The organism is Asticcacaulis sp. W401b (genome assembly GCF_046503825.1).
GTDB lineage: Bacteria > Pseudomonadota > Alphaproteobacteria > Caulobacterales > Caulobacteraceae > Asticcacaulis.
The window spans coordinates 1-12,699 of record NZ_JBKFEE010000016.1 but is presented as its reverse complement, the minus strand read 5'-3'; the positions used below and the strand labels follow the sequence as shown (position 1 = coordinate 12,699).

Here is a 12,699-nt window from a genome sequence, read left to right as displayed (position 1 = left end):
ATTGCTTTCCGCCCAGAGCCGCTCATTCGAACCCACCCAGATAGACGAGGTCGCGTCCGATATCAGAGAAATCGCAGAGGCTTTCGCAGCGGAAGCCCCTGGGCCGGATATGCTCCAGTTCGCAGAGGTTCTCGAGATATATGCGCTGCTGCTGAAATGGGTCGGCGGCGTGCGCCAAGGAGGTGAACGGCCTGAAAAGCATCTGAACGCGGCAAAACTACGAGCCGACGAATACCTGCAGGATACGGTCGGTAAAGACTGGGTTGGCTTCGAGACGGCATGCCAGGCGGTCAAGGCGATCACTTCGCCGACGGACATCGCAGCTGCGCGCGAAGCAATACTGCAAACGGCGCTCAGTTTTCCGCTCTACGCCCCGTCGGAGCGCATGTCCTCGTACCGACCAACAGACGGCTCCGAAGTTGAGGCATTGAACATCGCCTTCATTCGCTTCGCGATTAACGGCGAACCCGCCAGTTCGATAGACACGCTGGCGCCGAACACTGCCTATGATCTGGAAATCGATCTGCGAATTTCGCGGTGGCCGGATCGGGCCGAACTCCTAGTTCTAGTGCCCATATCGGTCGACTTGGCGGACGGTCATTTCGAGTTGCCGCGGTTCAGCTTTCCCCGGCCACAGGCCGTCGGACCTGTTCACGTGAAAGAGAAGGGGCGCCTGATTCTCAAATTGCCGCTTTCGTTCGGCGCACGGCCCTATGAATTCAAATACGCCGCGTCTTTTGAACCAAACGCAAGTGAACAGGCAGTCAGCGTCATCGGTCACCGAACCTTACGCCTTGAAGGCGTAGATCTCAAATCCCATCCCATTTCCGGATATCGTGAAGTTGATGAAAAACTGATTAGCCTTCGCCGAGACCTGAGAACCAATAGGGTACCCGATGAAGATCTGCAGCCCCTGTTCGTGCTTTTGGCCGCGCTAGGTAATGCCTCGGGGCAAGCCCTGTCAGATAACCTTTTTCCCAAACCGTTGGCCGAAGAGGCGTTTCAAAGAAAGCTGACGGAGATATTACGCGCACATCCCACGATCGGATCGAAACTCGAACAGCATCCCGCGGTGGGCGCGGGTATCACCGACCTCTCCTTCGAGCAAATACGCCTCGAGCTCAAGGTAGAAGCGAAGACCAAGGTCGACGCAAAATTAATCGAGACCTATGCCGACCAGACGGTTCAATATGTTGTGGCTACAGGTAAGCGTATTGGCATCCTATGCATATTGGATGGATCACCCAAGTCTGGCCCGCCGTCGCCGACCGCCTCTCAAATTCAGCTTTTGCGACGACAGGTCGAAGACGGGGAGATTTTTCTGATTGTGGTCGTTATCCAAGGCAATCTCGCCACCCCGAGTAGTCTTTCCAGATAGACAAGAGGTCTGACCGAAATGGTAGTGGTAGCTAACTTTACTTATGCCCAAGGTCTAGCAATATTCACAGACGAGAAGCAGTTCAAGGACGCGCATGTTCCATGTCACTAACTGAATTTATTACCTTGCAAGAGATCAGCCAACTCCCGCCTGATCCACACCTTGCGTTCGCGCATTTTGTACAAATTGTCGAAAGCTCATTGGAACGAAAGATGAAGGAGCTGGATGACAATTCGCAAAGCGGTTGGGAGTTAATGTCGGATGTCCGTCATTCTTTTATGAACCATATCATTGCGGCCGCAAAGCGTTATCGAATTCGCCCAATTATGGGCATCGAACTGCCTAAGCATAATGATTTTGACTACCAAAACTGGCGTCAGTTTAAATCAGATTTAGATCACTATGTGACGCAAATATTGCTAAACGACCCAGAAGTCGAAATAGAGAAGAGTGTTGCTTTAACGCCGGAGATCAAATCCAATATACGCAGCTATATTGTAGCGATGAAAGGGGAGGTCGATCGAGCGAACTTGTCAGATGATCTGCGAGATAAGATGCTGAAAAAGCTTCGAGAGTTTGAGGATTTGTTGGAGGAACGGCGAATCAGCTTCCTCGCAGTTACTGGGATCATAATGACGATACTTGGGGTTCCCGGCAGCCTGTATGCATCTTATGACATCGTAACTAAGCTCTCAGCGAACATATTTAGTGAGATGGGAAAAGCGAAGGCTATCGAAGCGGAAAGCCGCGCCATTGCGATCGCTCAGTATGAACCGATATTAATTGCCCCGCGTAGCGTCGACACCGGCTATATCGCACTTGAAGACGCCGGATGCGACAATGCTGTCCGGGTCAATTCGTCCTCTAAAACATTCGACTTAGACGACGAAATTCCATTCTAATCGTTTCAAATAATCAGAATCAATGGCGGTGAAGTGAAGTAATTTCCCATAAGTAGTATTATGCGTCGAAATGCAAAAAACTTAGTAAATAATTGATTTTATACAAAATATTCGCTTTTCCCGGGCGATACATGCAGCGAGATGGCTTCAATCCGCAACTGTCGGTAGGATTAAAGGATGATGCTCGATCCTGTGACGTTCTGTAGATTTTCCGTCGGCTGCCAAGAACCTGTAGCCTTCGACAATTCCAGACGTGAAATCCGCTGAGACGTTCTTGGTGCGGTCACCATAATCACTGGCCGCTTTTGCTTGTCGAAACCTGTTGAAATGTCCTGTGCATCTATTGGCTCGTAGGTACTGTTAAAATCCACCCCTTCTTCTGCGCAACGCCACATATGATATAACCTATCGGCCTCGATAATCGCCTGCTCAAATAAGGCACCATGTGCCGGCTGTCCCGCGAGACGACGTCCAAAGTCCTGGAGGTGAGAATAAAGATCGAATTGGAGGTCGCGAATATCCAGAACTTGATCTCTCCGGCCGTCGTCCAAGTCATTCCAAACGTCACAAAGTTGAACAAACGAAGCCTTTGTGTGGCGTATTTCATCCAATCCAAATGCCGCGGATTGTTCCCATTCAGTGTTCCAAATTCCATGAATTCTCACGCCGCGGCGCAAGTAATCAGCCAGTGCTGCATAATGCTGACCGGATGTCTCAACGAACGCAATGCCAGCGACGAACGGCTTGTCCAGCAAAACCCCTTGACGCGACAGGATTCCTAACTTCTCCGATCCGTCGAAGTTGAATTTCCCATATCCCCAAACCTCACTTCCAATCGCGCCCGCAGCCACCGCGAATAAGTGGCCAGTAGAAACTCCATCCTTCGATGTGAACTTATATTTCAAGTGTGAGGCGGATGTACCAATCCCGACGCGGGCAAGAGAAACTACCAAGATCGTCGGGCGGGCCTGATACTGGCCGAATTTTACATTACTCTTGATCTTTTCCGTTGTCTGATTGATCGCGTCGAATAGAGTGGCCCCATTGCCATGAGGCGAATGAACAGTTTCCCCGAAACCAACTCCCACACCGTTTGTGCTTGAGGCCGCGCTTTTCTTCGCAGCTTGCTCGGCTTTGTAGCTTTGCTCGAAGCCGCGCAACATGACATCTTCCATGGTACGATTAGGATCAAATACATTCAAAGTTTTTAGTTCAAAGCCGACTGTCGGGAGGACCGTCGTTTCAAAATCAGGTGTTTTGCCTTTGTTGCTGCCGTCGGGAACTGCTCGGATCAATAGCCCCCTCTCCCTCGCTGCCAAGAGGATTAAGCCCTCGCTATAAGCTTCAACAATCTGACTAAAGTGCCCGTGATCGTGTGGATTTCTGAACGGTTCGCACTTCTCGCGTATTTTTCGCCTTACGGCCATAAAGCTGGCGTCAGTGGCGGAAGCAAGGTCGATCTCGTCCAGAATCTCTCGTTGGATAAGGTGCGCCTGAAAATTGCCGCCTTCGGTATTAACTGACTGCAGGATAGGTAGAAGCTCAGCGTACAAAGATGGCATTAGAAAGCACTTGATGAGTTGAGAGTTAATTTCCGATACCCGCTGTCCGGGTGAATTAACAGTCAATCCTGATTTTGACTTATTACACGCGATAAGCGCCATTCCCGCATGTAATCTCGCGCAGAAAAACCCACGGCCTGCGTCAGGATTTTTAGGTAGTTGAAGGATGGCCTGCGCTCCAGGCATCCATGCTGGCCAGCGTCTCGGCTTTAGTTTTTGCAATGTCGGCTTCTTGCTCGGCCATCCGCTCAGCTTTGAATTTTGCCTCAAGGGCCGGAACTAACCAAACGTTCAAATCTGTAGCATAAGCAGACAAATGGTGAACATCAGGCGGCTGGCTTGATCATGCTGGCCCGAGATTGCAGGTTCCTCAGGGGTCTTAGTTCTCCAACAGGACGGACTAGTTCATTTTCGTTTCCCCAAATGTAGTCACCTGTGAGGTTTATATGCTCCCAGCCAAGCGGCGAGAGGTGGGACAGCATGGCGTCATCGATAACTTCGCCCCGCGCACGCAACTCCTCGACAGCCTTTTCCAGATACCTTGTGTTCCAGAGGATTATGGCCGTCACGAGGAGGTTGAGCCCGGAGGCGCGATGCTGTTGATTTTCGTAAGTGCGGTCACGGATTTCGCCGAGGCGGTGAAGGAAGACGGCGCGCGCAAGGCTGTTTCTGGCTTCGCCCTTGTTTAGCTCCTGGGTGGTTTGGCGTCGCAACTGGGGATCTTCGAGCCAGTCAAGGGTGAACAGCGTCCGCTCCATCCGACCAAATTCACGCAGGGCCATGGCCACGCCGTTTTGTCGCGGATAGGCCGCGAGTTGGCGCATGATCACCGACGCAGTGACCTGTCCCGAGCGAATAGACTGGGCGACACGAAGAATTTCAGTCCAGTGGGCGCCGATGAGCTCGATATCAATTTTCGCGGCGATAAGATTTTCAAGGGTGGGATAATTTCCTGGCTTGTCGAAAACGTACAGGCGCCGGTCCTTGAGATCCGGTATCCGTGGCGCAAATTGGAACCCCAGGAGCGAGCATAAAGCGAATACGTGGTCGGAAACGCCGCCGCCATCAGTGTGGTGTCGGGTCACCCCGGGTTCGATCTGGTGCGACAGCAAGGCATCAAGAATATGGAGGGCCTCGCTGGCGGTGGCGGCGATGACCTTAGTGTAGAACGGCGCGTAACGGTCAGAGATGTGGGTGTAGAACTTGACGCCCGGCTTATGGCCGTAATGGGCGTTGAGCCGGCCGGAGTCGCGGCCATATCCCGACGACTGGAAAAACTGTCCGTCCGACGATGAGGATGTTCCGGACCCGAATGCCGCTGCCAACGGCAGCCGTTGCTGTTCCGCCACTAACCGTTTTAAGGCCAGATTGTACGTTTCCTCGCGAATGTGCCAGTCAGACACCCACGCCAACTGCCCGAGACTGGCTACGTCGCAGGCCTCGGCCATGCGGGTGAGGCCCAGATTGAGGCCGTCGGCGATCAACGCCGCCATTAACGTCTGAGGGCTATTCGGCGTGTCCGCAGTCCGAAGGTGGGTGAAATGGTCCGTAAAACTTGTCCACTCATTCACTTCAGCCAGGAGGTCAGTGATCCGGATACGGGGCAACAGCGCGTACAACCGGCTTATCAAGGCGTCGCTGATGGCGGTCGTCGTCCGCTCGATCGGCGCGATCTTCAGATTGCCCTTCTCAACCGCCACGTCGGTAAGGTCCCCGCTTTTGGCCTTTGCTTCAATCTGGCTGAGCCGCTCCTGGAGACGGTCCCTGCGCGCATTGAGAAACGCGCCTAAATCAGACTGGACACTAACCTGCAAGCTATTATTTTGCCTGAGAAGTTCCAGCCTCTCATGCGAGATAAGGCGATCCTCAAAGCTCTTGTATGTCGAGCTTCCCTTGACCCACACGTCGCCGGAGCGCAATCGCTCGCGAAGTTCCGAGAGGATGCAGAGTTCGTAATATCGTCGGTTCAAGACACCGTCACTCCAGACGTATTTGGCCCAGCGCCGCCGCACGAATGAGGTCGGGGCGTTCTGCGGTACACCCACTCGCCCCGAACGATTGAGGGACCTGATCAGATCGATCCCCTTCAGGAGAGGGGAGGTGGCGGACACGCCGAGGAATTCAAAGGCCTCAAGGAAGGCCGGCGACCAGCGCCGGATGCCGATATATTGCTGGTCGAGGATTTCGAAGGCATCGAAGTCTGCGGGGCGCAACAATTGCTCGGCCTCGGCCAGGCTCTGACGAAAATGATCCCATGTGGTCACCTGAGGGATGGCATCGAACGCATCGCCGCCGGTATCCTTGGCGACGACGATGGCCTTGCCCACTTCAACGAGAAGCCTCAACTTCGCATTTATGGCCCGGCCATCGGCCTTGAATTCGCGATCATGCCTGCCCTGAGCCTTGCGGAACATGGCCCCGATCAGTTGCTCAAACAATTCTATAGCCTGGTCGGTCAGTTGGGTCCGTAGGTCCGTGCAGATAAGGACGAGCGTCGCGTGGCGCCGTCCCGGCTCGAAACGCGCGATATGCTGGACGGTCGTTCGGCGGCCCTCGCGCTCTATTTGGGCCTGGCGGGCGAGCGAAATTTGACCGTCAATCGTTGAAGGGAGATTTAAGCCCCTCACATGGTCCAGTCGGTCGATCAATGCCGTCATCGCGGATGGCTTTGAGCTTTCGGGAAATTGGCGCAACCACGCCAGCCATGTCGCTCCGTTTTCGTCTTTCGCCTTGGTCAATTGGTCAAGTTGGTATTTCTGGCTGGCGCTTAGTCCGGCGGTCATCGCCCGATGTATGTCTCGTCGAGCGCGCACTCGGGCCCGAAGGCAAATGCGCTGAAGGCTACCGATCGGCGGCACGATTATTTGCCGCAGCCTACATTCTCCCAGTGCTAGGGTTGCAAGGTGATTGAGCTGATCGTTTTCAAGAGCATGAGGGACGAGCCAATCTTCGATTTTCTGCGCTGGTATTGCCCCAAACGGTCGAAGGTTCATGGCCTCCTGGAGCTGAGCGCTATGACGCCTGCGTGTCTGTTCAAGGTAAAGGTCGAAATCGGTTGGCAGGCTGTCTATCTGGGCGGCGATGAACTCGATGGTCGAAGCGGGCGGACGTTCATCGGTCCGCAAAGGGCGGCCAGGGTATCGCAGGTAACAAAGCATGACCGCGAAGCCGAGGCGATTGTGATCATGTCGGCAGCGCGCGATAAGCGTAAGGTCAGGCGGCGACAACGTATAGTGCCGGATCAAATCAGGTTGGGAAACGGCAGGACCATAAAAGCGCGCCACCTGATCTTCCGTAAAAGTCGGTCCCTTTGACATACTGACCTCGCGCCTTCCGCTGTAGGGGAAGCAAGTGATAGCAGTGCCGCCAACTGCCAAGGATACCAGTTCGCAGCAGCATTGCCAGCTGAACGCAGGCCCAGAAAAAGGAGACAGATTCGAGCGCTAACGGTACGTCGGGCCATCGCTTAGCGCATCGTTACGAACGATGCAAAATGATAGTAGCTTAGCTTACATAAATGTAATAAGAGCTACGACATGAAATTTGTCACACTGATCCTGTCCTTGCCCACCGGAAACGCGACCGTACGCATGCGGGCATGGCGCGCGTTTAAGACGGCAGGGGCGGCATCCTTGGCAGATGGTGTTTACATCTTGCCGGACAGGCCCGATTGCAGGGAGGTGGTAGGACGTATCGCCGCGGACGTTATATCTGGTGACGGAACAGCGCACATCTTAGATGTGGTAAAGGATTCGCCCGAAGCCCTCGTAGAACTGTTCAGCCGAACCGACGACTATCAAGCACTCACGGACGAAATCGCATCTGTTTCAGCACATCCCGATTTGACCCATGGTGACGTGCTAAGATCTGCGCGCAAGCTCCGAAAGGCCTTCGACGCCATCAGAGTGATTGACTATTTTCCCGACGAAGCTCAGCGGCAGGTCGAAGTCCTTCTGAGTGAACTCGATCAACGCATTGCCCGCGCATCCGCGCCAGACGAACCGCACTTTTCCGATCAGCCGATCAAGCGGCTGGAGGTCTCACAGTACCAAGGCCGTACCTGGGCGACTCGTCGGCGACCTTGGGTCGACAGGTTGGCAAGTGCCTGGTTGATCCGTCGTTTTATAGACCCACAGGCTACTTTGCTGTGGGTGGCTTCACCTGCTGATGTGCCAAGCGAGGTGCTCGGCTTCGACTACGATGGCGCAGCCTTTACGCACACGGCGGGCTTGGTGTCATTCGAGGTGCTAGCGACAAGCTTCGCACTCGACAGTGAGGCGTTCAGACGGATTGGGGCCATCGTCCATTTTCTTGATGTTGGTGGACTGGAACCGCGTGAAGCGATCGGGATCGAGACGGTGCTTAAGGGGCTGCGCGAGACCATAACAGACGACGACGCGCTTTTGGCGGCCGCGTCATCCGTGTTCGACGGACTGTTTGCTTCTTTGGACGGAGGCAATCATGTCATCTGAACCACCCCCCGAACCCGTCAGTTTTTGCGAAGCGCTGCGCTTCTGGCTGAAGCTCGGCTTCATCTCGTTTGGTGGGCCAGCGGGGCAGATTGCCATCATGCACCAGGAACTGGTCGAGCGGCGACGTTGGATCTCGGACAAGCGCTTCCTACACGCGCTGAATTATTGCATGGTTTTGCCGGGGCCAGAGGCGCAGCAATTAGCCACCTATATTGGGTGGCTCATGCACCGTACATGGGGCGGGATCGTGGCCGGCGGTCTGTTCGTCTTGCCATCGCTTTTCGTCTTGCTGATTTTGTCTTGGGTGTATCTGGCGTATGGCCATATGCCATTAATTGCCGGCGTTTTCGCCGGCATTAAGCCGGCAGTGACTGCCATCTTAGTCCAGGCCGTTCACCGGATTGGCAGCCGAACGCTAACGACACCCACGCTTTGGGGCATCGCGGCGGCTGCGTTTGTTGCGATTTTTGCATTTAGGGCTCCATTTCCATTAATTATCGCAGCCGCGGCCGTTATTGGCGTTCTGATCGGCAAGCTTTCTCCCGGCAGCTTAAAGGCAGCAGCAGGGCACAGGTCTGGTGGCAAGTCGTTCGGAGCGGCGCTTATTGATGACATGACGCCGACGCCTGAGCATGCCCGGTTTCGCTGGCCGCGGCTGATAATGGTCGTTGGCATCGGCCTGGCTCTCTGGCTTGTACCCATTGTCGCGCTTGGCTCTGGACTGGGCTGGCAACATCCGCTCTGCCTCATGGGTATCTTCTTCTCGAAGGCCGCTCTTCTCACTTTTGGCGGCGCATATGCGGTCCTGCCATACGTGTACCAAGGCGCGGTATCGCAATATGGTTGGCTCACCGCGCCGCAGATGATCGACGGCCTGGCACTTGGTGAAACCACTCCGGGGCCGCTGATTATCGTGGTCACGTTCGTAGGATTTGTCGGCGGATGGAATACGGCCTGGCTCGGGCCGGATCAGCTCGTTGCCGCCGCAATCCTGACGGCGCTCGTGGTAACCTGGTTCACATTCCTGCCCTCGTTCATCTTTGTCCTGGCAGGTGGGCCGCTCATCGAGACGACGCATAACGATTTCAAGTTCACCGCACCGCTAACAGCGATCACGGCCGCTGTGGTTGGAGTGATCCTAAACCTTGCACTGTTCTTCGGCTATCATGTGTTGTGGCCTGAGGGATTTGAAGGGACATTCAAGTGGGTCGGCGCCCTCATCACTACTGTTGTAGCCACCGCGCTGATCCGCTTCAAAGCCAAAGTCGTTGCCATAATAGCCGTTTGTGCTCTGGCAGGTTTCGTCATTCAGTTCTTACCTCTTATCCAGCCATTTCTCTAACTCCAGGAGTTTAACAATGACGCACAGTACCGATACAAGTCGTCGCGCCGTAATTGGTGCCGCACTGACGATGGCCGCGGCCGGCGCAGCACAGGCACAGTCGTCGCCGTCGGGTGTAAAACCCCTTGCCAAGGCTTTCACCATCCAGAGCGCGCCGAAACCCTTGCGGTTCGACCCTGCCAAGATCGATGGTATTTCTGAGAAGCTTATCCGTTCGCACTGGGAGAACAACTATAGCGGCGCCTTGAAAGCTTTGGGTGTCGTGAAGACCCGTCTCAATGAGGCCAACGGAAATAAGGACATCCCTGCTTTCATCTACAATGATTTGAAACGCGAGCATCTCATCCGGACAGGGTCTGTCGTCCTTCACGAACTCTATTTTGACAATCTCGGCGGAAACGGTCAGGCCGGGGCTGGCCTGCGCACGGCTATAGCCTCATCGTTTGGAACTTTTGATGCCTGGGAAACCGAATTCCGTACGATCGGTGCGGGACTTGGCGGCGGCTCTGGGTGGGTTGTGCTTGGGCTGAACACCCACACGGGTCAGTTGGAAAACTATTGGCTGGCCGACCACGGGCATTCACCGGCAGCGACGCTCCCTCTCTTGGTGATGGACATGTATGAGCATGCTTACCAGATGGACTATGGGGCGGCGGCCGCGAAATATGTGGACGCCTTCTTCCGAAATATCCAGTGGGACGAGGTCGCTTCACGACTGGAACGCGCCAACAGGCTAATGGCGTAATGGACCAGACTGGGATAATCGGCATCATGCGAACGCTAACAAAATGGTTGGTCGGCATCTCAGCCGTTGTCGTACTTAGCGGCTGCGCGGCGATCACCGGCCTGCAGAACGAGTTCGTCTTCCCGAACTCGGCAGAAGGCCCCATGGCACGCCCGGTTCCGGTCGGCGCCGTCCAGCACTGGGTTACCGCCAAAGATGGTTCCAAGGTCGAAGGCTGGCTTTTTCTGCCAGAAGGTGCGTCGGCCTCGAACCAAGTCCCGGCCGTCATGTTTTTTCACGGAAACTCCGACTATATAGAAACAAAGCTCGAATATCCGCAGTACTATACGCAGCGTGGCATAGCCTGCCTGATGGTAGAGTATCGCGGCTACAGGCGCTCGACTGGAACGCCAAGTGAGGCTGCTTTCGCTGAAGACGCGGACGCATTCTTCGACTTTCTGGCTTCTCGGCCGGAGATAAACAAGGGCCAGATCGGTGCCCACGGCCATTCAATGGGCGCGGCCATCGCTGTCGGTCTGGCGACGCGTAAGCCGATCCGCACCCTCGTCATGGTGTCGGCGTTCAAAAGCATGCCGTCCATGCTGGGTCGCTATATGGTGCCGTCATTCCTCGCAAGGGAGCGCTTCGATAATATGGCGGCAGTCCAGGCGTATCACGGTCCGATCCTTATCTTGCACGGCGAGAAAGACGAAATCGTGCCCGTAAGCCATGCCCGTGAACTGGCCAAGCGGGGAGGCAACAAAGTCAGGCTGGTTATCACAAGTCCCGACGATCACGACGTACCATGGAACTGGGAAACCTTCGGCAAGACACTCGACGACTTTTACGCTGCGAACGAGATGACCCGCGGCGCGAACAACGTGGAAGAACGCATTCCATAGTCTCGACGCAATCTACGATTCAAGACCGCATGCAATGGGCCGAGCCAATCAACGAGAATGTTCTCAGCTTTTCTGAGTTGAGCGGCTACCCCGGCAATTTCGTCATCATTTTCTTCGACGAGTGTATGACAATCGTGGTGTGTAAATTCCACAATTCAGGTAACCACCTTAAATCGGCCCGGAACATTCAAGTTGGCGGCGAAGACGCTAACGTCGCATTTGGGATCGCTTTCGATATACGTCATTTTGCTAGCCATGATGTACCGAGCCAAGTGTCGTGAATGATCGTAATCCATACGTTCGCTTCGGAAACGCACGCAAAAGGCCGACGATATCACACGCGATAAGGATGGTTATCGCGTGTAATTTATGCTATGGAAGCCTTATGGACAAGTCAAACCCCAATCCGCCAAATGCGCGCGTCGCCATGGCCCTGGCGAAATCCCAGGCCTACCAGGATGCCGCCGACGCGCCGGCGACATTGCGCGCTTATGCGTCAGATGTCGCGAATTTCGAGACCTGGTGCAAGCGCAATGGTTTGGCGGCGTTTCCAGCGACGCCCGAGGTCGTTGGCGCGTATCTGGCTGCAGCAGGCGAAGGCTACGCTATGCAGACGCTTAGGCGCCGTGTCGCGGCGATTGCACGCGCTTCAGGCGTCGCGGGACATCCGCTCGATACAAAACATCCTGCCATCCGCGAGACGCTGCGCGGTATCGGCCGGACACACGGTAGCCGTGGACGAAAATCAGCGGCGCTGACCACGGCAGAATTAAAGGCCCTTAGTCGCGCATGCGACGACAGCCTGACTGGCGACCGCGACCGCGCGCTGTTGCTGGTGGCATTTGCCGGCGCATTACGCCGCTCCGAACTTGTGGCGTTGGACGCCGAGAAGCTGACCTGGTTCGATGATGGCGTGCGGTTGTTACTGGAAAAGTCGAAGACCGACAAAGAAGGCAAAGGCGCCGAAGTAACGATCGTATATGGCCGGAACGAAGCCACCTGCCCTGTTAGGGCCCTGCGCCACTGGCTTGAAAAGGCCGAGATCCGTTTCGGACCTGTTTACCGAAAGGTTAACAAGTCTGGCCGCGTCGAAGCTCGGCGACTCAGCGAGGACGCGGTTCGGCAGATTCTGCTGCGTCGGGCCGCCGCGGCTGGAATTAAGGGGACTGTCAGCGAGCCCGTCAGCCCGCATGGGCTGCGAGCGGGTTTTGTAACTACGGCCTACCGCAACGGCGTGCCTGACGAGGAAATCATGGGCCACACGCGGCACCGCAGTCTCTCGACTATGAGAAGTTACGTAAGGCGCTCAAAGCTAAAAACATCCGAACCGACCGGCAAGCTGGGACTTTGACACCGTCGGTCACTTCGCCCTACGTTCATGGTTTGTCTGCTTATGCTACAGATTTGAACGTTTGGT

The 12,699-nt window shown here is 55.1% G+C and carries 9 protein-coding genes; 7 read left to right on the top strand and 2 right to left on the bottom strand.

Annotation, left to right across the window (positions count from 1 at the left end; genetic code table 11):
• Position 1 precedes the first annotated feature (1 nt).
• Both ACK8OE_RS18225 and ACK8OE_RS18220 read left to right on the top strand, forming a co-directional pair.
• Positions 2 to 1,378, top strand: a complete 1,377-nt coding sequence (locus ACK8OE_RS18225; RefSeq protein WP_410273753.1) for a hypothetical protein — start codon at positions 2 to 4, stop codon at positions 1,376 to 1,378.
• Between the two features lie 101 nt (positions 1,379 to 1,479).
• Positions 1,480 to 2,280: a hypothetical protein gene (locus ACK8OE_RS18220; protein WP_410273752.1), complete on the top strand. Its 801-nt coding sequence runs from the start codon at positions 1,480 to 1,482 to the stop codon at positions 2,278 to 2,280.
• A 170-nt stretch (positions 2,281 to 2,450) separates the two neighbouring features.
• Here the strand turns inward: ACK8OE_RS18220 and ACK8OE_RS18215 are convergent, their stop codons facing one another.
• Both ACK8OE_RS18215 and ACK8OE_RS18210 read right to left on the bottom strand, forming a co-directional pair.
• Positions 2,451 to 4,064 carry a hypothetical protein gene (locus ACK8OE_RS18215; RefSeq protein ID WP_410273751.1) on the bottom strand — a complete coding sequence of 538 codons (1,614 nt, stop codon included), beginning with the start codon at positions 4,062 to 4,064 and terminating at the stop codon, positions 2,451 to 2,453.
• Between the two features lie 104 nt (positions 4,065 to 4,168).
• Complete coding sequence (locus tag ACK8OE_RS18210) at positions 4,169 to 7,159, bottom strand: Tn3 family transposase (protein WP_410273750.1); 2,991 nt, start codon at positions 7,157 to 7,159, stop codon at positions 4,169 to 4,171.
• A gap of 219 nt (positions 7,160 to 7,378) precedes the next feature.
• On the opposite strand from ACK8OE_RS18210, the gene ACK8OE_RS18205 reads away from it, so the two are divergent.
• From ACK8OE_RS18205 to ACK8OE_RS18185, 5 genes are all read left to right on the top strand, one after another.
• Complete coding sequence (locus tag ACK8OE_RS18205; RefSeq protein WP_343685648.1) at positions 7,379 to 8,314, top strand: chromate resistance protein ChrB domain-containing protein; 936 nt, start codon at positions 7,379 to 7,381, stop codon at positions 8,312 to 8,314.
• On the top strand, positions 8,304 to 9,656 hold the full coding sequence (chrA, locus tag ACK8OE_RS18200) for a chromate efflux transporter (RefSeq protein WP_410273749.1): 1,353 nt from the start codon (positions 8,304 to 8,306) through the stop codon (positions 9,654 to 9,656). The genes ACK8OE_RS18205 and chrA overlap by 11 nt, the downstream gene beginning before the upstream one ends.
• Before the next feature lie 16 nt (positions 9,657 to 9,672).
• Entirely contained in the window at positions 9,673 to 10,401 is a 729-nt protein-coding gene (locus ACK8OE_RS18195; protein ID WP_343685646.1) for a superoxide dismutase, read from the top strand.
• The gene (locus ACK8OE_RS18190; RefSeq protein WP_410273748.1) at positions 10,401 to 11,282 is read left to right on the top strand and encodes an alpha/beta hydrolase; all 882 of its coding nucleotides are present in this window, start codon (positions 10,401 to 10,403) and stop codon (positions 11,280 to 11,282) included. The genes ACK8OE_RS18195 and ACK8OE_RS18190 overlap by 1 nt, the downstream gene beginning before the upstream one ends.
• Before the next feature lie 385 nt (positions 11,283 to 11,667).
• On the top strand, positions 11,668 to 12,633 hold the full coding sequence (locus tag ACK8OE_RS18185) for a site-specific integrase (protein WP_410273747.1): 966 nt from the start codon (positions 11,668 to 11,670) through the stop codon (positions 12,631 to 12,633).
• Positions 12,634 to 12,699: the final 66 nt, after the last annotated feature.

Bases quoted from the DNA above. Each gene is read 5' to 3' on its own strand.
- ACK8OE_RS18220 (WP_410273752.1), top strand. From the start codon at position 1,480: ATGTCACTAACTGAATTTATTACCTTGCAAGAGATCAGCCAACTCCCG.
- ACK8OE_RS18210 (WP_410273750.1), bottom strand. From the start codon at position 7,159: ATGTCAAAGGGACCGACTTTTACGGAAGATCAGGTGGCGCGCTTTTAT.
- ACK8OE_RS18205 (WP_343685648.1), top strand. From the start codon at position 7,379: ATGAAATTTGTCACACTGATCCTGTCCTTGCCCACCGGAAACGCGACC.
- chrA (WP_410273749.1), top strand. From the start codon at position 8,304: ATGTCATCTGAACCACCCCCCGAACCCGTCAGTTTTTGCGAAGCGCTG.
- ACK8OE_RS18195 (WP_343685646.1), top strand. From the start codon at position 9,673: ATGACGCACAGTACCGATACAAGTCGTCGCGCCGTAATTGGTGCCGCA.
- ACK8OE_RS18190 (WP_410273748.1), top strand. From the start codon at position 10,401: ATGGACCAGACTGGGATAATCGGCATCATGCGAACGCTAACAAAATGG.
- ACK8OE_RS18185 (WP_410273747.1), top strand. From the start codon at position 11,668: ATGGACAAGTCAAACCCCAATCCGCCAAATGCGCGCGTCGCCATGGCC.